This window comes from Aestuariivirga sp. (assembly GCF_046294715.1).
Classification (GTDB): Bacteria; Pseudomonadota; Alphaproteobacteria; order Rhizobiales; family Aestuariivirgaceae; genus Aestuariivirga.
In genome coordinates this window covers 46,907-69,942 of sequence record NZ_JBKBKI010000015.1, presented here as the reverse complement: position 1 = coordinate 69,942, position 23,036 = coordinate 46,907, and the positions used below count along the sequence as shown (strand labels likewise).

The following is a 23,036-nucleotide window of genomic DNA, read 5'->3' as shown; positions in this document are numbered from 1 at the left end:
GAAGCATGAAGATGCACGCAACTCCCGTCAACGGGGAGTCTCCCGATCAGGGGTAGGTCCCGTGCCGGTTTTCGCCGTGGCGGATCCAGTCGATCGTCTCCTCCACGTCGTCCGTGATCTTCACGATGGCGAGATCTTCCTCGTTGATGAGGCCCATGCCCACCATCTTCTCGCGTATGAACTGCCGGAGCGGCGCCCAGAACTCCACGCCGACCAGGACGATTGGAAACTTCAAGAGCTTGCGTGCCTGGATCAGGATGGCGATCTCGAATGCCTCGTCGAGCGTGCCGAATCCACCCGGCATGATGACGAATGCGCATGAGTATTTGACGAGCATGACCTTCCTGACGAAGAAGTGCTCGAATTGGACATAGCTGTCGAAATAGGCATTGGGCGTCTGCTCGTGCGGCAATGTGATGTTGCAGCCCATGCTGAAGCCGCCGGCCTCCTTGGCACCCCGGTTGGCCGCCTCCATCAGGCCGGGCCCGCCGCCGGTCATGACGGTGAACCCGGAGGTTGCCAGGCTCGCGCCGATCCTGCGGGCCAGGGCGTAGTAGGGATCTCCCTCGAGCAGGCGGGCCGATCCGAACACCGTCACGCAGGGGCCCGGCACATCGAAAAGTTCGAACCCCCTAAGCATCTCGAGGAAAATGCCGACGGCACTCTCGACATCCGCCTGTTTCCTGCGGCGGCCGGAGAGGAATGCCTTTTCGGCCCCCTTGATCAGCTGCAGCATGGAGTTGCCGTCCACAGCAGATCTTGCACCAGGCTCTTCCATGGCGGAACTCCGGATTTGCTTCTTGGCTGATGGATACAGCACGCCGGGCGCCGGGCAACTTGACCTGCATCAAGGGGGGCAGTCTGCAGCGAGGGTGGTTCACGTCAGGAAGTCGAGCACCGCCTGCTTGTAGGTCCTGTCGCCCACGGCGTTCATGTGGTTCCGGCCCGGCAATGTCACCCCCCGCGCACCTGGGATGGCGTTTACGAGCGTGTCGACGTCACCCGCCACGTCATCCTTCTCCCCCGCCACGACGAGCACGGGAACGCGGATCGCCGCCAGCGCATCCGCGGTGATCCTGTCGCGCGAAGACCGGATGCAGGCGGCGAGCGCCTCGCGATCGCTCTTCGTCTGTTCGGCAAAGATGCGGAAGGCCTTGGCGCCGGGATCGGCCACCTCCTCGCGGCTCGGGGCCTCGAGGGCGCGGGCAATGGCCTCGGCGCCGCCCACGCCGGTGATCATGCGAGAGGCCAGACCGGCGAACACCGCGCGGCGCACACGGCCGGGATGGGCCAGGGTGAAGAAAGCCGCGACGCGGGCGCCCATCGAGTAACCCATCACGTCAGCCTGGGCAACTCCGAGGTGGTCCAGCAGGCGGCGCGCGTCCTCCGCCATCTCCGCCGCCGCGTACAAGGCAGGATCATAGAGTTTCTCACTCTCGCCATGGCCGCGGTGATCGAACGTGATGACGCGCCGCGCCGCCTCGGTGAGGGTCTTCACCCAGCCGGTGTCCCACCAGTTGACGCGGCCGGTCGAGGCAAAGCCGTGGATGAGAAGGATCGGAAAGCCCTCGCCCGCCTCCTCATAGGCGATCTCAACGCCGGCCGAATTGAATTTGTGCATGGCGGCGAACATATGCTAATCGGCCCACGAGACAAGCAGTTCGAGGTCGACATGGCATCCGGCGCAACCCCGCATTTCCAGAACCAGATGGGACTTCCGGCGATCGATGTGGGCGCGAAGGAATTCATGTGCATCGGTGCGCCTCCGCCCTTCGACCACCCCCACATCTTCATCGACATGGGCGCGGATTCGGAAACGATCTGCCCCTATTGCTCGACGCTCTACCGGTTCAACCCGAAGCTGGCCCCGGATGAGTCCATTCCCGCCCAGGCCGCCTGGACAGACCAGGCTGCCTGACGGGCTGACCATCCGCGACTTCCGCGAGGGGGACGAGGATGGCCTCCTCGCGGCGTTGCGCGACCTGCAAGCCCACGAGGGCCAGTTCCATGCCCGCATCCGCCCGGCCGAAACGATGGGGCCGTGGTACGTCGAGCGCCTGAAGCGGGAAGTCGCGGAAGGTCGTGGAAGGCTGATGGTGGCCGAGGCCGCTGCAGGCGTGGTCGGCTATGCGGCGCTCACCTTCTCCTTGGCCGATGACGACAAGGCGGAACTTCCTTACAGCTTTGCCGAAGTTGGTGACCTCGCGGTGGCCGCGGACGCTCGCGGCCATGGCGTGGGCACGGCCCTCCTCTCCGCCTGCGAGGCGGAGGCCCGCCGCCGGGGCGTGGATGTCCTCCGCGTCGGCGTGCTCGCCCGCAATGCGAGTGCCAGGGCCTTCTATCTTCGCAACGGCCTCGAGGAGGTCTACGTGACGATGGAAAGACCCCTGCGGTGAAGGAGTCGCTTTCCATAGGCCAGGCAAGGCGCGTGGTGCTCGCCGCGCAGGGCTTCACCTGGCCCGAGCGCAGCGGCGCGGTGAACTGGGGCCGCATGGCCCCCATGATCCGCCGGCTGAATCTGCTGCAGATCGACAGCGTCAACGTCCTCGTCCGCTCGCATTATCTGCCTCTGTTCTCGCGCCTCGGCTCCTACCCGCACGCCACGCTGGACGAGCGCAGCTTCGGCAGCCGAAAGCGCGCCTTGTTCGAATGCTGGGCGCATGAGGCGAGCCTGCTGCCCCTCGAGCTTCACCCGCTGGTGCGCTGGCGCATGGCCCGGGCGCGCGCCGGAAACGGCACCTACGGGCAGATGGACCGCTTCGGCCGGGAAGAGCAGCGCTATCTGAAGGAGGTGCTCGCCTTCGTGGCGGCGAACGGGCCGACGGCGGCAAGCGAGGTGCCGGGCGGCGGCAAGTCGGACGGCGGCTGGTGGGGCTGGTCCAGGGGCAAGCTGGCGCTCGAAACCCTCTTCGACCAGGGCCTTCTCACCACCGCCACGCGGGCTGCTTTCGAACGCTTCTACGACATCCCCGAACGAGTCATCCCTGCCGAGACCCTCGCTCTGCCGACGCCGCGGGAGGCTGACGCCATCCGCCAGTTGCTGGATCTTTCGGGGCTGGCGCTGGGTGTCGCCACTGAGGCCGATCTTCGCGACTACTTCCGCCTCCCCGTTGCCGAAACCAAGGCGGCGGTCATGGAACTCGTCGAGGAGGGCGCGCTCGTGCCGGCGACGGTCGAAGGCTGGAAGCAGCGGGCCTATCTTCACCGCGACGCGAAACTGCCCCGCAAGGCGGGCGGAACGGCCCTGCTCTCGCCCTTCGATCCCCTGGTCTGGGAACGCTCGCGAGCCGAGCGGCTCTTCGGATTTCACTACAGGATCGAGATCTATACGCCCGCGCCAAAACGGAAATTCGGTTATTACGTCCTTCCGTTCCTGAACGGAGACAGGATCGCCGGTCGGGTCTGCCTCAAGGCCGACCGCCAGGCCGGCGTGCTGCGTGCCAATGCCATACACCACGAACCCCATGCCGATGCGCAAGAGACGGCCACGGCACTTGCCGAGGAACTGAGGCGGATGGCGGCGTGGCTGGGCCTTCCCGCCGTCGAAGCGGGGGACAAGGGGAACTTGTCCGCCGCGCTCCGTAGTGCGCTCTAGATCACGCCCTCGGCTTTCAGTTCATCAGTGGCCTTGAGGATTGCGCCGCGCAGCGTCTCGGTCACGAAGTCAACCTCCGCCATGGTCATCGTGAGGGGCGGAGAGAGCACGTCGAGATGCCCGAGCGGGCGGACGAGCAGGCCCTTGTCCTCGCAGGCCTGTGATATGCGGCGGGAGATGTTGCAGCGGTCAGGCAGCTTCTCGCGGGTCGCCTTGTCCTTCACGTACTCGACGCACATCATCAGGCGCCGGCCGCGCACGTCGCCGACGATGGGCAATTCGCGCAGCTCGCCAAGCCGCTTCTCGAGATAGTCTCCCACGCGCGCGGCGTTGCCGCACAGGTCTTCGCGCTCGATGATCTCGATGTTCTTCAAGGCTACCGCGCAGGACACCGGATGTCCCGAGTAGGTGAAGCCGTGTGTGAACCAGGCATCGGGATCGGGCGCGGAGATCACCTCGTGCACCTCGTCCGAATAGATGGTGGCGGCGAGCGGGATGTAGCCCGAGGTGAGGCCTTTGGCGCACAGGATCATGTCCGGCACGACGCCATATTCGTCTTGGCTTGCGAACATATGCCCGAGCCGGCCGAAGGCGGTGACGATCTCGTCGGCGATGAAAAGAATGCCGTGCTTCGTGCAGAGCTCGCGCATGCGCGGCAGGTAGTTGGGCGGCGGGATGCAGACGCCGCCGGAGGCCTGCGCCGGTTCGGCAATGAAGCAGGCGATGTTCTCCGCGCCCAACTCCTTGATCTTTCGTGCGAACTCATCGACGAGAAAGTCGCTGAAAGCCTCCAGGCTCATGCCATCGGGGCGGCGGTACGGATAAGGGGCGGAGAGATGGTGCACGAGGTCGGGCACGTATTTGAAGTGCTCGGATTGGTCACCGTCGCGCAGCCCCACCGTCATGCCCAGATAGGTCGAGCCGTGATAGGAATTCTTGCGCGAGATGACATAGCGGCGCGAGGGCTCGCCGCGGCGCGACTGGTAGTAATGCGCAAGGCGGATGGCCGTATCGACGGCGCAGGAGCCGGAGGTGGCATAGGCCACGTGATTGAGCGAACCGGGCGCCAGCTGTGCGAGCTTGGCTGCGAGACGGGCGGCTGGCGCGTTGGTCACGTCGACGAAGGTCGTCGTGTAGCAGAGTTGCAACGCCTGTTCCGCCATGGTCTCGGCGATTTCCCTGCGGCCGTAGCCGGCGTTGACACACCACATGCCGCCGATGCCGTCGAAATAGCGCCGACCATTGGCGTCCGTGACGTAGCAGCCTTCGCCCTCCACGAGAACGAGGGAGCCATCCTTCCTGAAGCTGTCGAAATGGGTATAGGGATGCAGGAAATGGTCGTGATCCTGTTGCCAGAGTTCCTGCGCGTTGAAACGGTTGCTAGCCTGCTGAAGCACGATTTCACCTCGTCATCGGGTTAATTGAACATTCATTCAATACCATGGAGACCGCCTCGGCGCCACCCCCAGCCTCGCTGGTAGCGTCATCAGACCTGCAGGTCGCGGCGGCGCGTGATGTGGGTTTCGACGGCCTCGACAAGCCTCTCGCAATCGCTATCCGTCACCATCAGCGAGAGCGCCATGAAACCCCGTTCCGCGATGTAGACGCCCTCCTCGAGCAGATCGAGAAAAAGAAGCTGTCTCAATCGCTTATCGGTCTTTTCCAAGGACTCGGGCGAAGTGATGTCATGAGCGGCCGGGTGGATGCAGATCATCGAGCCCTGCCCCGTCGCCTTCATCTTCACCTGGTAGCGCATGAACAGATCGTTGAGTTTGGCACGTAAAATGTTGCCGCGCGCGTTGAGTTCGTTGCACGCTTCATGCGTGTATATGTCGGTCATGGCGACGGCACCCACCGTCATGGTGAGAGTGTTGTTGTTGAACGTCCCGGCATGGGGGAGCGAATTGGGCCTTGTCGGGTCGAACAGCTCCATGATCTCCCGCTTGCCACCGAACGCGCCGAAGCTCATGCCGCCGCCGACATACTTTCCGAGCGTCTTGAGGTCCGGCTCGATGCCGAACTTCTCCGAGAGGCCACCGGGGTGCAGACGCGAGGTCATCACCTCGTCGAAGATCAGGACAATGCCGCGCCTGGCCGTCTCCTCCCTCAGCATCGAGAGGAACTCCGGCGATGCGGGAATGCAGCCGCCGCTTCCCAGCATGGGCTCCAATATGACGGCGGCGAGTTCGTCCGCATTCTCCGCGATCAGCCGGCGGGTGGTCTCGACGTCGTTGAAGCGGGCCATCACGCAGTCGAAGGGGGCGTTCACGGGGGAGGCGCCGTGAGCGAAATAGAGGGTGCCGCCATGATAGCCGCCCTCCATCGGCATGATACTGCGGCGGCCGGTGAAGCTGCGCGCGGCGGCGAGCGCCATCATGTTTGCCTCGGTGCCGGAATTGGTGAAGCGCACGAGATCGAGGTGGAAGCGCTTCGTCACCACCTCGGCGAGTTTCACCTCGCCTTCGTGGTGGGCACCGAGATTGAGGCCCTTCTCGAGCGCGGCGCGAGCCGCTTCGAGGATGCGGGGATGGGAATGGCCGTAGATGCCGGCCGAATATTCACCGAGGAGGTCGAGGTAATCGTGGCCGTCGGCGTCGGTGAGGGTAGCGCCCTGCGCTTTTGCCACGCGAAGCGGAAATGGCCTGGTGAACAGCACGGTGCGGGTGTTGCCGCCCGGCATGACGGCGGCGGCCCGTACCTGAAGCGCCCGGCTCGTCGGGTTGCGGGCGGCGAAGGCGTCCATGGCCTCCTCAAGGGCGGTGTCGATGCTGGGCACGGCGGATGTCCTCGATCAGATCAGGGTGACGGCCAACGCCATGGCGAGATAGGTGAGCTGGTGGACGAGCTGGTCCGTCGTCATCGCCCACCAGAAATAGGTGTTCTCGGGCGTCCAGCCGGCGCGGCGCACCACGCTCTCCTTGGCGAAGTCGGTGTGATAATGGATCACGGCGTCGGCCGCCGCCAGCACGAGCACCGGAAGGGCAGCCATGCCGAAGGCGAGGAGAGCGAGAAGGCTGCCCGCGCCGTGGAGGCCGGCATGGGCGAGGCCTCCCGGCGAACCGTAACGGCCCTTGGCCGCGACCATGCGGCGGGTCTGGAGCGGGCCGTCGCAGAGCGCATGCTTCAATTGGAGCAGCGCGAGGAGAAGCAGGAGGCCCGCTGGGGAGACGCTCTCCATCTGGCGGTCAGGCGGTGGCCTTGTCGCGGATCGGCGGGGCGAACTGCAGGTCCATGTCCCAGGGGAGATAGATCCAAGTGTCCTGGCTGACTTCGGTTATGAAGGTGTCGACGAGCGGGCGGCCGGCGGGCTTGGCATATACGGTCGCGAAATGGGCCTTGGGCAGCATCTCGCGCACCACTCGCGCGGTGGCGCCGGTATCCACGAGATCGTCGACGATCAGCACCCCCTCGCCCCCTGCCCCGCCGGAAACGGCCTCGCCGATGCCCTTCAGGACCTGGATCTCGCCCTGCCTGTCATAGTCGTAGGAGGCGACACAGACCGTCTCGATGACCCGGATGCCGAGTTCGCGGGCGACGACCGCGGCCGGGACGAGGCCGCCCCGGGTGACCGCGACGACGGCGCGGAAGGGCCCTGCCCCCGACAGCCGCCAGGCGAGCGCGCGCGCATCCCGGTGAAACTGGTCCCAGGAGACCGGGAAACTCTTCTGCCACTTCTCGTCCATGTTCTGCGGCCCTTCACCTTCTGGAAGGGTTATGCCCGAAAGGGCCGGCTCCGCGCAATCGGACATTAACCCGGCATGTGCAGTCTGGGTTGCATGACCCGCCAGAACAGCAAGTCCTCGCCGCATCCCCTCACTGCACCCACAGGCCTGCTCGCGAGCATGGTGATGGCCTTCGACGCCGCCCGGCTCGAGATGCTGGCGGTGAGCCAGCCGGACGGGGAGGTGCTGGCCGTGAGCAAGGCACTGCTCGCCCGCTGGGGGTGCAGCGCCGGGGACCTCGCGGGAAAACGGCTGGCCCGCTATGGCACAGGGCCCCTTTCCGCCCGCGAAATCCGCGATGGCGGCGGCAGCGGCGAACTTCCGCTGGTGGAGGTGAGCTTCGCCGCGCCACTCGGGCCTGCCCGGAGCACCCGCTTCTCCCACCAGATGCTGCGGGATCAGGGCAAGGACATCCTGATGCTCATCGCCCAGCCGCCCGGCCCGGGAGAGGCCTGGGCCCTGCACTTGGAGGCCGACGCCCCGGGCAGCTTGCCCCCTCCCCCTTCCCCGGCCGCCTCGACGGCCCTGGTGCTGGTGGTGGAAGACAACGAGGCCGTGCGCGGCGTGGCTGCCGCACTCCTCGCCGACCTCGGGCATGAGGTCATGACCGCCGCGACGGGTGCGGAAGGGCTGACGGCCATCGCGGAGCGGCCGGAGATCGGCCTGGTGCTGACCGACATCGTGATGCGGGGCGGCATGAGCGGAACCGACATGGCGGAAAAGGCGCTGGCGCTGCGGCCCGGCCTCAAGCTGCTGTTCATGACGGGCCAGGGGGAGCTGCCCGACGGCGCGACGCCGCTGCTCACCAAGCCGTTCGGCCGCGCCGAACTGGCGGAGGGGCTCAGCCGGGCGCTTGCAGCCTGAGCCTCAACTCCAGCCGCGGGCCTTGCCCGCTTCGGTGAGTTCCTGCGCCATGCGGCGAACGGCGGCATGCGCCTCCTCGAGGGCCGCGGCATCGCGCGAGCGCAGCACGAGGTTGGTGGCGAAGCCATCGGGCGCCTGAAAGGGATAGGATCCGATCACCACGGAGGGGAAGGCTTTCTGGATTTCCCCAAGGGGCTTCGCTGCATCGCCCTCGCCGCCGCGGAACTCGACATTGCGCGATAGCATGGGAACGCCGCGCGAAAGCCTCTTCGCCACGTCTTCCATCATGGCCTGCATGATCTTCGGCACGCCCGCCAGGACGAAGACGTTGTCGATCTGAAAGCCCGGCGCCTTCGAGACGGGGTTGTCGATGAGGCTGGCGCCCTGCGGGATCCGCGCCATGCGCATGCGCGCTTCGTTGGGCTCCCGTCCCAGTTCGCGGAAATAGGCGAGAAGGATTTCAACCGCCTTCGGATCGTGGTCGATGGGCACACCGAACGCCTTCGCCACGGCGTCTGCCGTGATGTCGTCATGGGTGGGGCCAATTCCGCCGGTGGTGAAGACATAGGTATAGCGGCGGCGGAGCGCGTTGAGCGCGGTGACGATTTCCTCCTCCTGGTCGGAGACGACGCGGGCCTCCTTGAGATCGATGCCCATGGCGGTGAGATAGTCGGCGATGAAGCCGAGGTTCTTGTCCTTGGTGCGGCCGGAGAGGATCTCGTCCCCGATCAACAGGACGGCGGCGGTGAGTTGAGCGGTGGTCATCTGTGCAAGCCCATGTTCGTGGCGGGCTGTGCCAGCGGCGGGGCTGAGTGTCAATCGCACAGGCCCGCACCCTTGCGGCGGCACCTCCGGGGCACTATGTGCAGCGGGGATCACATGGGAAAGCGCCTGTTGAGGCTTTCGCCCGATCCTGTAAACTTGCCGAACGAGACACTCACAGCTTGCCGGGCGATCCCGGTTCTGGGTAGCCCTTCAATGACTTACGCCGCCGCCGACGACGCATCCTCCCATCGTACCAACCGCATCAAGCTGCACGGCGCCGCCGATTTCGAGGGCATGCGCAAGGCCGGGCGGCTGACGGCGGAGGCGCTCGACCTGCTCGTTCCACTTGTGAAGCCGGGCGTGACGACGGAGGAACTCGACCGGGTGATCGTGGAATTCGCCCGCGACCACAAGGCGGTGCCCGCACCCTACAACTACCGCGGATATCCGAAGTCGATCTGCACCTCGATCAACCACGTCGTCTGTCATGGCATCCCCAACGACAAGCCGCTGCGCGAGGGGGACATCGTCAACATCGACGTGACGCTGATCGTCGACGGCTGGCACGGCGATTCGAGCCGCATGTACAATGTGGGCGAGGTGAGCCGGAAGGCCGAGCGTCTCGTCGAAGTAACCTATGAATGCCTGATGCGCGGCATCGCCGCGGTGCGGCCCGGGGCGCACCTGGGCGACATCGGCCACGCCATCCAGACCCATGCCGAGGCGGAGCGCTGCTCCGTGGTGCGCGATTTCTGCGGCCACGGATTGGGTCGCGTGTTCCACGACCATCCCAACGTTCTGCATTACGGGAGGCCCGGTGAGGGCGTGGAGCTGAAGCCCGGCATGTTCTTCACCATCGAGCCCATGATCAATCTCGGCCGGCCGCACGTGAAGATCCTGGGCGACGGCTGGACGGCGGTGACGCGCGACCGATCGCTCTCCGCGCAGTTCGAGCATACGGTGGGCGTGACCGAGACGGGGGTGGAGATCTTCACCCTCTCGCCCAAGGGCCTGCACCACCCGCCTTACAAGGTCTGAGCCGATGGCGGGCTTCGAGGATGCGGGCGACAAGCCGCTGCCGCATTTCCTCGGTCACCGCGAAAGGCTGAAAGAACGTTTCCGCGACTCGGGCGCCGAAGCGATGCCCGACTACGAGCTTCTCGAGATGGTGCTGTTCCGCGCCATCAAGCGGGGCGACACCAAACCGCTGGCCAAGCAGCTGCTGGCCCGTTTCGGCACCTTCGCGGAAGTGCTGAGCGCCGAACCCGAGCGCCTGATGGAGGTGCGCGGCGTGGGCGAAGCGGTGGCGACCGAGATCAAGATCGTGCACGCAGCGGCGATGCGGCTGATGCGCGGCCAGGTGATCAACCGGCCGGTGCTGAACACCTGGAACGCCATTCTGGACTATGTGCGCGCCGCCATGGCCTTCAGCGACATCGAGCAGGTGCGCATCTTGTTTCTCGACAAGAAGAACCAGGTGATCGCGGACGAAGTGCAGCAGGAAGGCACGGTGGACCATACCCCCGTCTATCCGCGCGAGGTGATCAAGCGGGCGCTGGAGCTCGCGGCCTCGGCGCTGGTGCTGGTGCACAACCATCCCTCGGGCGACCCGACGCCTTCGCTTGCCGACATCGAGATGACGAAGAAGATCGTCGATGCGGGGCAGCGGCTGGGTTTGACCGTCCACGATCACGTGATCGTGGGACGGAAGGGCCATTTCAGCTTTCGCTCGAACGGGCTGATCTGAAGACGGCACGCGTCAGGAGCGGCCCTCACCCGCTCCTCAGCGCTGCCAGCGCCTCCGGCGTGTCGGCGTCCTTCAGCACTGCATCCTCCGGCACCGCCACTTCGACGATCTCTTCCGCCAGAGCCTCGAACAGAACGCGGGCGCCGGTATCGCCCTCGAGGGCCTTCAGCGCCTCGAAGTGCTGGCGGCCCCACAGCACGGGGTTGCCGCGGCGCCCCCGGTGGACGGGTACGCAGATGGAGCGGTGCTCGGCGGGGCTGTAAGCGGCGATGAGGCGGCGCACCTCCTCGGGCGTCACCAGCGGCATGTCGCCCAGGGCGATCACCGCGGCATCGGTATCGGGCGGCAGCGCCGCGATGCCGGCGCGGAGGGACGTGGAGAGGCCTTCCGCGAAATCCGGGTTGTGGACGAAGCCGACGGGCAAGCCCTCGAGAGCCGCTGCGATCTCCTCCTCATCCCTGCCCGTCACCACGACCGTCAAATCCGCCGCCTGGCGCATGGCGGCAACGGTGCGGCGGATCATCGGCTGGCCGCGGAAATCGGCGAGAAGCTTGTTCACGCCCATGCGCGAGGATTGCCCGGCGGCGAGCACGATGGCCGCCACGCGCGGCGCCCGCTGCGGCTTGGGCTTCCCCTCGCGCGGGGTGGGGCGCGACGGGATTTCGGCCAGGAGGCCCCCTGCCCCCATGTCCATGATGTCCTGCGGGGTGACGGGCACGCCGGCCATGACGCGGGCCAGCACCCAGTCGAAGCCGTTGAGCTTGGGCGAGCGCGCGCAGGAGGGAACGCCAATCACCGGCACGTCATCGAGCGAGCCGAACATCATGAGGTTGCCAGGGTCGACCGGCATGCCGAGATGGAGGACGCGCCCCCCCGCCTTGACGAGCGCCATGGGAATGACGTCGCCCCTGTCGACGATGGCCGAGGCGCCGAAGACGAGGACGGGATCGCAGCCCTGCGCCATCAGATCGGCGATTGCCGCGGTGACGGCGGCGATCTCGTGCGGCACGATGCGGACGGCGGAGAGTTCGCCGCCGAGGCCCGTCACGCGCTCGCGGATCGCATCCTCCGACTTGGCGATGATCGAGGGCTTCGTCTGCGGCAGCCGGGTGATGGCGAGCCCGACGCGCTTGTCGCGGAAGGCCTCCACGCGCAGGAGCGGCGCATCGCCGATGATGGCGAGGGCCTTCTCCAGCACCGGACGTGGCACGGCGAAGGGGATGACCTTCACGGTGGCCACCATCTCGCGCTCCTCGACGATGGCGAAGGGCTGGACGGTGGCGAGCGTAAGGCTCTCGTGCAGCCGGTTCAGCGCCCGGACGCGCTCCACGTCCACGATGGCGAGGCCGCGCGTTGCAGCGTGAAGATTGGCCCGGCCGGTGAAGGGCGCCTGGGCCAGTGTTCCCTCCGCGCCGACGAGACGGGCGACGGCCGCGGCGGCCTCGTCTTCCGGCACGTCGTCAGCTCCCAGTCTCGCGGCAAAGACGGTGGCGACGCCGGCCGATTTCAGGAGGGCGATGTCGTCCGCGGTGAGGACGCGCCCCTTCTTGAACATGCCGGCCTGGTGCTTCACCGCGTGAGCGAGAATGGCGCCCTCGGCCCCGGCGAGAGGCATTTCCCCGAAGATCATGTCACTCCCCGAGGCGCAGCGCGCGGGTGACCTCGGCCATGATCGATACCGCGATCTCGGGCGCGCCCTTGGCGCCGATGGCGAGGCCGATGGGGCCGTGGATGCGGGCGAGCTGCTGGTCCGTGAAGCCCGCTTCCCTCAGGCGCTGGGCGCGCGAGGCTTGCGTCTTCTTCGAGCCGAGGGCGCCGATGTAGAAGACGTCCGAGTTCAGCGCGGCCTGGAGCGCCGGATCGTCGATCTTCGGGTCATGCGTCAGGGCGAGGAGTGCCGTTCTCGGGTCCAGGCCGATCTGCGGGATCACCTCGTCGGGCCAGTCGGCGTGGAGCGCCACGCCGGGGAAGCGCGCGCCGGTGGCGAAGGCGCCGCGCGGGTCGATCACGGTGACGTCATAGCCGAGCTGCTGCGCGATGGGGATGACGCTCTGCGCGATGTGGACGGCGCCGATGACGACGAGACGCAGGGGCGGGTTATGGATGTTGATGAACTGGCCGTCATGACTGCCGGACTGATCGAAGCGGAAGGCCTCGTCGAGTTGCTCCGCCAGCGGATCATTCGCGGCATTCTTCCGCGGCACGAGGCGCTGTTCGCCGGTGGCGAGATCGGTGACGAGGGCAACGGCCTCGCGCCCGGTGCGGGCGGCGAGGAGCCTCTCGAGAATCTCACGCTTCAATGGATGGGCTCCACATAGACGCCGATGCGGCCGCCGCAGGCGAGGCCCACCTTCCAGGCGGTCTCGTCCGCCACGCCGAACTGGAGGAGCTTCGCCTTTCCAGAGGCGATGATGTCCAGCGCCTCGGTCACGACGGCGCCTTCGACGCAGCCGCCGGAGACGGAGCCGATGAAACTTCCTTCCTCGTCGATTACCAGCTGGCTGCCGATCGGCTGCGGGGCCGAGCCCCAGGTTTCCACCACCGTGGCAAGCGCCACCTTGCGGCCCTCCCTCAGCCAGTCCGCCGCCTGCTGGAGTATCGTGTGATCGGATGCAGCCATGATGTGCTCCTCAATGTTCCCAGGAATGCCCTGAGCCTCAGTGCAACCCCTGCCTCAACCACCTCTTCGGATCATGCTCCGGCCCCGGCGCACCTGCAAGGGCAGCGGCAAGATCGCGCAGGCTGTCGAGGGAGTGCACCGGACGGAACTCGTCCACATGGGGCATCATGGCGCGGATGCCGCCGGCCAGCGCCTTGAAGCCCTCGAAACGCAGAAGCGGGTTGAGCCAGACGATGCGCTTGGACTGCCGCCGCAGCCGCTCCATCTCGTGTTCGAGAAGGCCGGTGTCTTCGCGATCGAGGCCGTCCGTCATGATCAGAACATGCGCCCCCTGGGTGAGGACTCGGCGGGCCCATCTGTAATTGAACTCCCTCAGCGAGGTGCCGATGCGCGTGCCGCCCGACCAGTCCTTCACCGCGCCCGAGACCTTCGCCATGGCCTCGTCGATGTCGCGGCGCTTCAGTTCGCGCGTGACGTTGGTCAGCCGCGTGCCGAAAAGAAAGACGGTGACGCGGTCCCTGTCGTTGGTGAGCGCGTGGAGGAAGTGCAGGAACATGCGGGAATAGCTGGAGCAGGAGCCCGAGATGTCGCAGAGCACGACGAGCGGCGGCTCGTGCCACTGCTTCTCGCGACGCTCGAGATCGATGTAGTGGCCCCCTGCCCGCAGCGAGCCCTTGAGGGTGCGGCGCATGTCGATCGCCGGGCCCTTCAGCGCCTTCTGCCAGCGCCGCGTCATCGCTTCCGTGCGGTGCAGCCTGAGGCGGGCGATGGCCTGCTTGGCCTGGGCCTGCTCGGCCACCGTCATCTGCTCGAAGTCCTTGCGGCGCAGCACCTCATCCGCGGAGGCCGTGAAGCTGGCGTCGACCTCGATATCATCCTTTCTCTCGCGCTGGCGGCTTTGGCTTTCCTGGCTGTCGAACATGGCCTCGGCAAGGCGGCGGAAGCCCGCCTGCTTCGCCTTCTCGCCCACGTCGCGCGCGATCTGGTGAAAGAACAGCTGCATCAGCTGCTCCAGCATCTTGGGCTTCTTCCAGAAGACGTGGAACGCCTGGTCGAAGAGCTCGCGCTGGTCGCGCCGCTTCACGAAGACGGCGTGGAGCGTCCAGTAGAAATCGTCGCGCGTCCTGAGCGAGCCCGACATGGCGGCATCGAGCGCGTCCAGCACGGCACCCGGCCCCACGGGGATTCCCGCCTCCCGGAGCACGCGCGCGAAATGCATGATGTTCTCGGCCAGCCTGCCGGAGAGGGGGCGCTGGTTCTGGTTGGCGGGGCTGGCGAAGGGGTTCTGCATCGCCCTCTATGTATGGGACATTGCCCGTATTTCATCCTTGATCTGGTCGAGGATGCGCTTGGCCTCGGTGCCCTGCATGCGGCTGATGTCGTCCTGGTATTTGAGCAGCACGCCGAGGGTATCATTCACCGTCTGCGGGTCCAGCGACATGGCGTCGAGCTCGTGCAGCGCCGTCACCCAGTCGAGCGTCTCGGCGACGCCAGGGGCCTTGTAGAGATCGCCGCCGCGAAGCGACTGGACGAAGAGCACGACCTCTTTCGCCAGCGCCTCGGAAGCTTGCGGGCGGCGGGCCTTGACGATTTCCAGCTCCCGCTTGGCATCCGGATAACCCACCCAGTGATAGAGGCAGCGGCGCTTCAGCGCGTCATGCACCTCGCGCGTGCGGTTCGAGGTGATGATGACGATGGGCGGCTCCTCCGCGCGGATGGTGCCGAGTTCGGGGATGGTCACCTGGAAATCCGACAGGACCTCGAGGAGGAAGGCCTCGAAGGCCTCGTCCGTGCGGTCGAGCTCGTCGATCAGCAGCACCGGCGCCTCGCCTTTCGGCGCGTCAAGGGACTGGAGCAGCGCGCGCCTGATGAGGAAGCGCTCGGCGAAGATGTCCTGCCCCAGCCGCTCGCGGTCGAGCTCACCGGAGGCCTCCGCCAGGCGGATCTCGATCATCTGGGCGGAATAGTTCCACTCATAGACGGCGGAGTTGACGTCGAGCCCCTCGTAGCACTGCAGGCGGATCAGCTTGCGGCCCAGCGTATCCGCCAGAACCTTGGCGATCTCCGTCTTGCCCACACCCGCCTCGCCCTCCAGGAACAGGGGCCGGCCCATCCTCAGGGCGAGGAAGGCGACGGTGGCCAGGTCACGCCCGGCGATGTAGCCGGTGGAACGGAGAAGTTTCACCGTTTCGTCAATGGTTTGCGGCAGGTTTTTGGTCATTCGCTTTACCCGGCTGAAAGAAAAAAGGCCCGCGGCGGATGCGCGGGCCTTCTTCTCGCGATCGTCGATCCTACTTCGCCTTCTCCACGGCCCGCTTCGCCATGACCGTGATCAAATGGGCGCGGTATTCGGCCGAGGCGTGGAGGTCGCTGTTGAGGTCCTTCGCCGGAACCGCGATGCCATTGAGGGCCGCGGCGGAGAAATCCTTCGCCAGGGCCGCCTCCATGGCGGAGACGCGGAACACGCCGGCCCCTGCCCCCGTCACCGCGACGCGGGCCGAGCCATCGGCCAGCTGGGCGGCGAAGACGCCGACCATGGCATAGAGCGAGGCGGGGTTCGGGAACTTGGCGTAGCCGCATTTCTTCGGGATCGGGAACTCCACCGCCGTCACCACCTCGCCCTCCTGGAGCGCGGTCGAGAACATGCCGGTGAAGAACTGGTCCGCCGGAATCTTGCGGCTGGAGGTGTGGATGGTGGCGCCGAGGCCAAGGCAGGCAGAGGGATAATCCGCGGCCGGGTCGTTGTTGGCGATCGAACCCCCGATCGTGCCCTTGTGGCGCACGTGCGGGTCACCGATGCCGCCGGCGAGCGCCGCGAGCCCCGGAATGGCCCTCTTCAGGTCCGCGTTGCCGGCCACCTCGGCATGGGTGGTGCCCGCCTTGACGACCACCGTGGCGCCCACGCTGATGCCGCTGTTGCGGAGGCTTCCCAGGTCGACGATGTCGGAGGGCGAGGCGAGGCCCTGCTTCATCGCGGGGATCAGCGTCTGGCCGCCCGACATGAACTTGCCGTCGGAAGCGCCCTTCATGGCCTTCACCGCATCCTCGACGGAGGCGGGGCGATGGTAGTTGAAGTTTTCCATTGTCTCGTCCTCCAGCCTTATTCCGCAGCCTTCTTCATGGGCTGCAACGTCCTCCAGACCACATGCGGCGTGGCCGGCATCGGCACGTCCCTGACGCCGAGCGCATCCGTCACCGCGTTCATCACGGCGGCGGGAGAGGCGATGGCGCCCGCCTCGCCGCAACCCTTCATGCCGAGCGGGTTCGACGGGCACGGGGTGCAGGTGAAGCCGAGCTTGAAGGAGGGCACGTTCGCCGCCCGCGGCATCTGGTAGTCCATGTAGGAGCCGGTCAGCAGCTGGCCAGACTCCTTGTCATAGACGCAGCCCTCGGTAAGCGCCTGGCCTATGCCCTGGGTGATGCCGCCATGGACCTGGCCCTCGACGATCATCGGGTTGATGACGTTGCCGAAGTCGTCGACCGCGGTGTAGTTCACCACGTCGGTGACACCGGTGTCGGGATCGATCTCGACCTCGGCCACGTGCACGCCCGCCGGGAACACGAAGTTCGAAGGATCGTGGAAGGCCGATTCCTTGAGGCCCGGCTCGATCTCGGCGGAGTTGAACTTGTGGGCCACATAGGCCGAGAGCGCCACTTCGCCGAAGGCCATCTTCTTGTCCGTGCCCTTGACCGTGAAGGTGCCGTTCTTGAACTCGACGTCGTCCGCCGAGGCTTCCATCACGGCGGCGGCCACCCGCTTGGCCTTGGCTTCGATCTTGTCGAGCGCCTTGGAGATGGCCGTCATGCCCACGGCACCCGAGCGCGAGCCGTAGGTGCCCATGCCGAATTGCACCTTGTCGGTATCGCCATGGACGATCGACACGTTGTTGATGTCGATGCCCAGACGGTCGGAGACGAGCTGCGCGAAGGTCGTCTCGTGGCCCTGGCCGTGGCTGTGGGAACCGGTGAGGATCTCCACCGTGCCGACGGGGTTGACGCGGACCTCCGCCGATTCCCAGAGGCCGACGCCGGCACCCAGCGAGCCGATGGCCGCCGAGGGCGCGATGCCGCAGGCCTCGATATAGGCCGAGTAGCCAAGGCCCCTCATCCTGCCCTTCTTCGCCGCCTCCGCCTTGCGGGCCGCGAACCCCTTGACGTCGGCGATCTCAAGGGCCTTGTCCAGGGCGGCGGCGTAGTCGCCGGCGTCATAGCACATGATGACGGGGGTCTGGTGCGGGAACTCAGTGACGAAGTTCTTCCGGCGGAATTCGGCCGGGTCCATCTTCAGCTCGCGCGCCGCCGTCTCGACGATACGCTCGACAACGTAGGTTGCTTCCGGACGGCCGGCGCCGCGATAGGCATCGACCGGGGCGGTGTTGGTGTAGATCGCATCCACCTCGGCATAGATGTTCGGGATCGCGTACTGGCCCGACAGCAGCGTGGCGTAGAGATAGGTGGGCACGCAGGAGGCGAAGGTCGAGAGATAGGCGCCCATCGCCGCCTTGGTGTGGACCTTGAAGCCGATGATCTTGCCATCGGCATCGGTGGCGAGCTCGGCATGGGTGACGTGGTCACGGCCATGGGCGTCGGCGAGGAAGCTCTCGGTGCGTTCCGCCGTCCACTTGATGGGGCGGCCGCCGATCTTCTTCGAGGCCCAGACGCAGACCACTTCCTCGGCATAGATGAAGATCTTGGAGCCGAAGCCGCCGCCCACGTCCGGCGCGATGACGCGGAGCTTGTGCTCGGGCGCCAAACCGTGGAAGGCGGAGATCACCAGGCGGGCCACATGCGGGTTCTGGCTGGTCGTGTAGAGCGTGTAGTGGTCCTGCCCCGTATCATAGGAGCCGATCGCGGCGCGGGGCTCCATGGCATTGGGGATCAGCCGGTTGTTGACGAGGTCGATCTTCGTGACGTGCGCGGCGCGCTTGAAAGCGGCATCGGTTGCCGCCTCATCGCCCAGCGACCAGTTGAAGACACGGTTGTCGGGCGCTGCATCGTGGATCTGCGCCTTGTGGCCCATGGCCTCGGCCACGTCCACCACATGCGCCAGCACGTCATAGGAGACCTCGACCGCGGCGGCGGCCGCCTTTGCCTGCTCCCTCGTCTCGGCGACGACGACGGCGACGTGATCGCCCACGTAGCGCACCTTGCCCTGGGCAAGGATCGGGTGCGGGCCCGCCTTCATGGGAGAGCCGTCCTTCGAATGGATCATCCAGCCGCAGATGAGGCCGCCGATCTTGTCGGCCGCCACGTCATCCCCGGTGAAGATCCCGACGACGCCGGGCATCTTCTTCGCTTTGGACGCATCAATCGACCTGATCGCCGCATGGGCGTGGGGGCTCCGCACGAAATAGGCGTAAGTCTGGCGCGGCAGGTTGATGTCGTCGGTGTAGTTGCCCTTGCCGGTGATGAAGCGCTGGTCTTCCTTGCGCTTCACGCGGGCGCCGATTCCGGTTCCGTTGTCCATCTGATCGTTCTCCCAATCACATGTTGGCCGCGCCGGCCTTCACGGCGGCGACGATGTTGTGATAGCCCGTGCAGCGGCAGATGTTGCCCTCGAGCTCGTGGCGGATCGTGTTCTCGTCCAGCGACTTGCCAAGGCGGTTGACGATGTCCACCGCCGCCATGATCATGCCCGGCGTGCAGAAGCCGCACTGCAGGCCGTGATGCTCGCGGAAGGCCTCCTGCATCGGGTGCAGCGCGCCGTTCTGCGCCAGGCCCTCGATGGTGGTCACCTCCGCCCCGTCATGGGCGATGGCAAGCGCCGTGCAGGCCTTCACCGCCTTGCCGTCCACGTGGACGACGCAGGCGCCGCACTGGCTGGTGTCGCAGCCGACGTGAGTGCCGGTAAGGCCGAGCTTGTCGCGCAGGAACTCGACGAGCAGCGTGCGGCCTTCGACCTCTCCGCACACGGCCTGTCCGTTCACCTTCATGGAGATTGCAGGCATAGGGTCCTCCCAAATTGGCCTCCCGCAGGCCGGTCCGCTCTCAATCGCTCTGTGACTGGCGGTTGTCCCGGCTGGGGAATTCCGTGATTGCCGCGCGCATACTCAACCGCGTTTCGTGGATCGTCAAGGGCGGGAGGGCCGCTCCGGAGGACAAATAAGGTTGTGGAGTCGAATTGCTGCAGCGCACACGGAGAACCGGTGCAACAGCTGTGGCGTATGTGCCGAATTATGAGCCATAAAGGGAGGTTGGAATGCATGTGATCGTGAGCCTCTTAGCCCTCGTGCTGCTTCTCGCCCCGCCCGCCCGCGCCGACACCCTGAGCCCACAGGACAAGGCGGCCTTCGCGGAGGTCATCACCGGCCAGATCGAGGCGTTCCGCGCGGATGACGGCCCGCGCGCCTATGCTTTCGCAGCGCCCTCGATCAAGCGGATCTTCCCGGATCCCGAACTCTTCATGAAAATGGTGCGGAACGGCTACATGCCGGTCTACCGGCCTCAGTCATTCCGCTTCGGAGATGCCACGTTCGGCGCCTCCGGACGCCCCACCCAGCGGGTGAGCCTCGTGGGCCCCGACGGGCTTTCCTACGAGGCGATCTACACCATGGAACGCCAGCCGGACGGGACATGGCTGATCAATGGTGATGCTGGTCTGGCCGCTCGACGCCATCCGACAATGGCAGGCGGGGGGCTAGCTCGGAATGATGCTGCCTCTTCATGCTGTCATTCCGGCGAAGGCCGGAATCCAGCTCACGTGTCACACAGCGAGCGCCCAACGCTGGACCGCGGCTTGCGGCGGGGTGACGGGAAGAAGGCAAGCAAGAGTGAATTCGCCGAACATCATTCCGCCCTGAGGGCCCGGAGGGCTGAGGGCGGCCTGCCATAACGGGCCCGGAAGCTCCGCGAGAAGAGCGGCAACGAGGAGAAGCCGCAGGCCACCGCGATCTCGCGCATGCTCATTCCTGAATAGGTAATTAGGCGTTCGGCCTTCTCGAGCCGGAGCTTCAGGTAGAAACCCATCGGCCGCTCGCCGAGCTTCTCGGCGAAGAGGCGCTCCATCTGCCGCACGGAGATGCCTGCCACGGTGGCGAGCGCTTCGGCATCGAGCGGGTCTTCCCCCTGCTCTTCCATGGCGGTGATGATCCTGAGGAGGCGCGAATCCGTGGTGCCGTAGCGCGCGGCCGCGGGAAGCCGGGCCTGGGCGGGCTGCTCCAGCGAGCGGAAATGCACCAGCTGATCGGCCACCAGCACGGCGAGCGGCTTGCCGAGCAGCCTGCCGATCCAGTCCAGCATCATGTCGATCGCCGCCGCGCCGCCCGCACAGGTCATCCGGTCGCGGTCGGTGACATAGAGGGACTGCTCGGCCTGTACCTTCGGATAGCTCTCGCGGAAACCGGGGAGGCTCTCCCAGTGGCAGGTGGCGCGGTAGTCGTCGAGGAGGCCCGCCTCGGCCAGCAGGAAGGGGCCGGTGTCGATCGCCGCCAGCAGAACGCGCTTGCGGGCCAGCGCCTTCAGCGCGGAGAGCATGGGCCTGGTGATGCCCTTCTCGGGCTCGTAGCTAGCCGAGATCACCGCCATGTCCGGCTTGCCGATATCTGCGAGGCCGCCCGAGACCGAGACCGGGATGCCGTTCGAGGCCGCCACCGGAAACCCGTCTGCCGAGACGAAGCGCCAGGAGAAGGTTTCCGCCCCCGCGAAGCGGTTAGCGACGCGCAGGGGCTCGAGCGCGCCATAGAGCGCGATCATCGAGAACCGGGGAACGAGCAGGAACGCAACGTCATATCGGGCCATGGCGGGAAAAGAAAAGCTTATGGCGTAAAAAGTCAAATCCGGAAATTGGCACGGGCCTAGTCTCCGCCGCCGAGAGACAGGAGGATTCCCATGCAGCCCAAAGTCATCATCACCTGCGCGGTCACCGGCGCGGGCGACACCGTCGGCAAGCACCCGGCCATTCCGGTGACGCCGGAGCAGATCGCCAATTCGGCGCTCGAGGCCGCCAGCGCTGGCGCCACCGTCGTCCACTGCCACGTTCGCGAGCCTTCGACGGGCAAGGGTTCCCGCAAGGTCGAATATTACGCCGAAGTGATGGAGCGCATCCGCGCCCGGAACAAGGAGGTGATCATCAACCTCACCGCAGGCATGGGCGGCGACGTCGAAGTCGGCTCCGGCGCGAAACCGCTGGAGTTCGGCCCGGGCACCGATTGCGTGGGGCCGGAAGAGCGCCTCGTCCATGTGAAGGAGCTGCGCCCCGAGATCTGCACGCTCGACTGCGGCACGCTAAATTTCGGCGACGGCAACTCGATCGTGGTGCAGACACCCGCCCAGCTCCGCGAGCAGGCCAAGCTCATCAAGTCCTACGGCGTGAAGCCCGAGATGGAGATCTTCGATTCCGGGAACCTCTGGTTCGCCAAGCAGCTCTGCGCGGAAGGGCTGATCGACGGCCCGCCGCTGTTCCAGCTCTGCCTCGGCATCCCGTGGGGCGCGCCCTACGATTCGGAGACCATGGCCTACCAGAAGGCGCAGCTGCCGAAGGACGCGATCTGGGCCGCTTTCGGCATCGGCCGCAATGAATTCCCCGCCGTGGCGCAGGCCGTGCTGCTCGGCGGCCACGTGCGCGTCGGCCTCGAGGACAATCTCTGGCTGGAGCGCGGTGTGCATGCCTCGAACGGCACGCTGGTCGAGAAGGCGGTGAAGATCATCGAGCTCCTCGGCACCAAGGTGGCCTCCCCCGACGAGGGCCGCGAAATCCTGAAGCTCGCCCCGAGGAAGAACTGACATGGCGCGGGAGATCAAGACCGTCGGCATCGCCGGCACCGGACTGATCGGCGCGGGCTGGGCAGCGCGGCTCATGTTCCGCGGCTACGACGTCATCGCCTATGACGTCTCGCCGGCGGCGGAAGCGAAGCTCAGGGCCCAGATCGCCACGGCATGGCCGTCGCTCGAGGCGCTGCTCGGGAAGCCAGAGCGGCAGGGCAAGCTCACCTTCACCACCGACCTGAAGGAGATGGCCTCGAAGGCCGACTTCATCCACGAGGCTGCGCCCGAGCGCGAGGAGCTGAAGATCAGGCTGTTCCGCGACATCGATGCGATCGCCGCGCCCGACGTGGTGATCTCGTCCTCCTCCTCGGGCTTCCTGCCCACCAACCTGCAGAGCGAATGCAAGCACCCGGAGCGCGTGGTGATCGGGCATCCGTTCAACCCGGTCTATCTGCTCCCGCTCGTCGAGCTCGTTCCCGGCGAGAAGACCTCCACGGAGGCGATGGACCGCGCGGCCCGCTACTTCGAGGCAATCGGCATGCATGTGCTGCGCCTCAAGAAGGAGATCATGGGCTATATCTGCGACCGCCTGCAGGAGGCCCTGTGGCGCGAGGCGCTGCACATCCTCAACAAGGACATCGGCACGACGGGCGACATCGACGACTCCATCGTCTATTCCGCCGGCATGCGCTGGGCCTTCATGGGCTCCTTCCTCACCTATCACCTGGCCGGCGGCCCCGGCGGCATGCGCGACTTCATCAAGCAGTTCGACCCGACACTCGAGCTCGACTGGACAGACCTCAAGTTCCCCAAGTGGAACGAGACGCTGGAGAGGCGCCTCGTCGAGGGCTGCGAGGAACAGGCGGGCGGGCGCTCGGTCGCCGAGATCGAGGCCAAGCGCAACGCCGTGCTGGTGGACATGATGAAACTGTTCCAGAAGCACCAGATCGGCGCCGGTCTTGTGCTCGATCGCGAACTCAAGGCGCGCGAAGCGAAGTAACCGGCATACCGGGAGGAAGA

General features: G+C 66.3%; 25 protein-coding genes. 9 read left to right on the top strand and 16 right to left on the bottom strand.

The window, feature by feature from the left end:
• Positions 1-46: 46 nt before the first annotated feature.
• Entirely contained in the window at positions 47-778 is a 732-nt protein-coding gene (locus ACK4HL_RS11835) for a TIGR00730 family Rossman fold protein (protein WP_409760510.1), read from the bottom strand.
• 99 nt (positions 779-877) lie between these two features.
• A complete protein-coding gene (locus ACK4HL_RS11830; RefSeq protein WP_409760508.1) occupies positions 878-1,621 on the bottom strand; it encodes an alpha/beta fold hydrolase in 744 nt (247 codons plus the stop codon).
• 51 nt (positions 1,622-1,672) lie between these two features.
• Here ACK4HL_RS11830 and ACK4HL_RS11825 point away from each other — a divergent pair, with 51 nt between their 5' ends.
• From ACK4HL_RS11825 to ACK4HL_RS11815, 3 genes are read left to right on the top strand one after another with little or no spacing between them, the layout of a single operon-like run.
• A complete protein-coding gene (locus tag ACK4HL_RS11825) occupies positions 1,673-1,918 on the top strand; it encodes a zinc-finger domain-containing protein (RefSeq protein WP_409760564.1) in 246 nt (81 codons plus the stop codon).
• Positions 1,872-2,396, top strand: coding sequence for an N-acetyltransferase family protein (locus tag ACK4HL_RS11820; protein ID WP_409760506.1), 525 nt, complete (start codon positions 1,872-1,874; stop codon positions 2,394-2,396). Before ACK4HL_RS11825 ends, ACK4HL_RS11820 begins: the two co-directional genes overlap by 47 nt.
• Entirely contained in the window at positions 2,393-3,595 is a 1,203-nt protein-coding gene (locus ACK4HL_RS11815) for a winged helix-turn-helix domain-containing protein (RefSeq protein WP_409760504.1), read from the top strand. Before ACK4HL_RS11820 ends, ACK4HL_RS11815 begins: the two co-directional genes overlap by 4 nt.
• On the opposite strand, the gene ACK4HL_RS11810 is transcribed toward ACK4HL_RS11815, so the two are convergent.
• The 4 genes from ACK4HL_RS11810 to gpt all read right to left on the bottom strand — a co-directional run bounded on the left by ACK4HL_RS11810 (position 3,592) and on the right by gpt (position 7,278).
• A complete protein-coding gene (locus tag ACK4HL_RS11810; RefSeq protein WP_409760502.1) occupies positions 3,592-4,992 on the bottom strand; it encodes an aminotransferase in 1,401 nt (466 codons plus the stop codon). The genes ACK4HL_RS11815 and ACK4HL_RS11810 overlap by 4 nt on opposite strands.
• Positions 4,993-5,081: 89 nt before the next feature.
• Positions 5,082-6,371 (bottom strand): aspartate aminotransferase family protein, encoded by a 1,290-nt coding sequence (locus ACK4HL_RS11805; RefSeq protein WP_409760500.1) that lies wholly within the window; start codon positions 6,369-6,371, stop codon positions 5,082-5,084.
• Between the two features lie 15 nt (positions 6,372-6,386).
• Positions 6,387-6,773 carry a DUF3307 domain-containing protein gene (locus ACK4HL_RS11800; protein ID WP_409760498.1) on the bottom strand — a complete coding sequence of 129 codons (387 nt, stop codon included), beginning with the start codon at positions 6,771-6,773 and terminating at the stop codon, positions 6,387-6,389.
• Positions 6,774-6,780: 7 nt separating this feature from the next.
• On the bottom strand, positions 6,781-7,278 hold the full coding sequence (gene gpt, locus ACK4HL_RS11795) for a xanthine phosphoribosyltransferase (RefSeq protein ID WP_409760496.1): 498 nt from the start codon (positions 7,276-7,278) through the stop codon (positions 6,781-6,783).
• Between the two features lie 93 nt (positions 7,279-7,371).
• Here gpt and ACK4HL_RS11790 point away from each other — a divergent pair, with 93 nt between their 5' ends.
• Complete coding sequence (locus ACK4HL_RS11790) at positions 7,372-8,181, top strand: response regulator (RefSeq protein ID WP_409760494.1); 810 nt, start codon at positions 7,372-7,374, stop codon at positions 8,179-8,181.
• Between the two features lie 3 nt (positions 8,182-8,184).
• Here the strand turns inward: ACK4HL_RS11790 and ACK4HL_RS11785 are convergent, their stop codons facing one another.
• The gene (locus tag ACK4HL_RS11785) at positions 8,185-8,946 is read right to left on the bottom strand and encodes a competence/damage-inducible protein A (protein ID WP_409760492.1); all 762 of its coding nucleotides are present in this window, start codon (positions 8,944-8,946) and stop codon (positions 8,185-8,187) included.
• Between the two features lie 213 nt (positions 8,947-9,159).
• Here ACK4HL_RS11785 and map point away from each other — a divergent pair, with 213 nt between their 5' ends.
• Together map and radC are read left to right on the top strand one after the other, a co-directional pair.
• Positions 9,160-9,984, top strand: coding sequence for a type I methionyl aminopeptidase (gene map, locus ACK4HL_RS11780; RefSeq protein ID WP_409760490.1), 825 nt, complete (start codon positions 9,160-9,162; stop codon positions 9,982-9,984).
• Between the two features lie 4 nt (positions 9,985-9,988).
• The gene (gene radC / locus ACK4HL_RS11775; RefSeq protein WP_409760488.1) at positions 9,989-10,693 is read left to right on the top strand and encodes a RadC family protein; all 705 of its coding nucleotides are present in this window, start codon (positions 9,989-9,991) and stop codon (positions 10,691-10,693) included.
• A 25-nt stretch (positions 10,694-10,718) separates the two neighbouring features.
• On the opposite strand, the gene ACK4HL_RS11770 is transcribed toward radC, so the two are convergent.
• From ACK4HL_RS11770 to ACK4HL_RS11735, 8 genes are all read right to left on the bottom strand, one after another.
• Positions 10,719-12,323, bottom strand: a complete 1,605-nt coding sequence (locus ACK4HL_RS11770; protein ID WP_409760486.1) for an NTP transferase domain-containing protein — start codon at positions 12,321-12,323, stop codon at positions 10,719-10,721.
• Between the two features lies 1 nt (position 12,324).
• Positions 12,325-12,993 (bottom strand): XdhC family protein, encoded by a 669-nt coding sequence (locus tag ACK4HL_RS11765; RefSeq protein ID WP_409760484.1) that lies wholly within the window; start codon positions 12,991-12,993, stop codon positions 12,325-12,327.
• A complete protein-coding gene (locus ACK4HL_RS11760) occupies positions 12,990-13,313 on the bottom strand; it encodes an XdhC family protein (RefSeq protein WP_409760482.1) in 324 nt (107 codons plus the stop codon). The genes ACK4HL_RS11765 and ACK4HL_RS11760 overlap by 4 nt, the downstream gene beginning before the upstream one ends.
• A gap of 37 nt (positions 13,314-13,350) precedes the next feature.
• On the bottom strand, positions 13,351-14,604 hold the full coding sequence (locus ACK4HL_RS11755) for a vWA domain-containing protein (RefSeq protein ID WP_409760480.1): 1,254 nt from the start codon (positions 14,602-14,604) through the stop codon (positions 13,351-13,353).
• A gap of 6 nt (positions 14,605-14,610) precedes the next feature.
• Positions 14,611-15,534 (bottom strand): AAA family ATPase, encoded by a 924-nt coding sequence (locus tag ACK4HL_RS11750; RefSeq protein WP_409760478.1) that lies wholly within the window; start codon positions 15,532-15,534, stop codon positions 14,611-14,613.
• 70 nt (positions 15,535-15,604) lie between these two features.
• Complete coding sequence (locus ACK4HL_RS11745) at positions 15,605-16,396, bottom strand: FAD binding domain-containing protein (RefSeq protein WP_409760476.1); 792 nt, start codon at positions 16,394-16,396, stop codon at positions 15,605-15,607.
• Between the two features lie 17 nt (positions 16,397-16,413).
• On the bottom strand, positions 16,414-18,780 hold the full coding sequence (locus tag ACK4HL_RS11740) for a xanthine dehydrogenase family protein molybdopterin-binding subunit (protein ID WP_409760474.1): 2,367 nt from the start codon (positions 18,778-18,780) through the stop codon (positions 16,414-16,416).
• Between the two features lie 16 nt (positions 18,781-18,796).
• Entirely contained in the window at positions 18,797-19,261 is a 465-nt protein-coding gene (locus ACK4HL_RS11735) for a (2Fe-2S)-binding protein (RefSeq protein ID WP_409760472.1), read from the bottom strand.
• Between the two features lie 251 nt (positions 19,262-19,512).
• Between ACK4HL_RS11735 and ACK4HL_RS11730 the strand changes: the two genes are divergently transcribed.
• On the top strand, positions 19,513-20,145 hold the full coding sequence (locus tag ACK4HL_RS11730; protein ID WP_409760470.1) for a DUF4864 domain-containing protein: 633 nt from the start codon (positions 19,513-19,515) through the stop codon (positions 20,143-20,145).
• Here the strand turns inward: ACK4HL_RS11730 and ACK4HL_RS11725 are convergent.
• The gene (locus ACK4HL_RS11725; protein ID WP_409760468.1) at positions 20,100-21,050 is read right to left on the bottom strand and encodes a GlxA family transcriptional regulator; all 951 of its coding nucleotides are present in this window, start codon (positions 21,048-21,050) and stop codon (positions 20,100-20,102) included. The genes ACK4HL_RS11730 and ACK4HL_RS11725 overlap by 46 nt on opposite strands.
• 90 nt (positions 21,051-21,140) lie before the next feature.
• Here ACK4HL_RS11725 and ACK4HL_RS11720 point away from each other — a divergent pair, with 90 nt between their 5' ends.
• A complete protein-coding gene (locus ACK4HL_RS11720; RefSeq protein WP_409760465.1) occupies positions 21,141-22,034 on the top strand; it encodes a 3-keto-5-aminohexanoate cleavage protein in 894 nt (297 codons plus the stop codon).
• 1 nt (position 22,035) lies between these two features.
• The gene (locus ACK4HL_RS11715) at positions 22,036-23,016 is read left to right on the top strand and encodes a 3-hydroxyacyl-CoA dehydrogenase NAD-binding domain-containing protein (protein ID WP_409760463.1); all 981 of its coding nucleotides are present in this window, start codon (positions 22,036-22,038) and stop codon (positions 23,014-23,016) included.
• Positions 23,017-23,036: the final 20 nt, after the last annotated feature.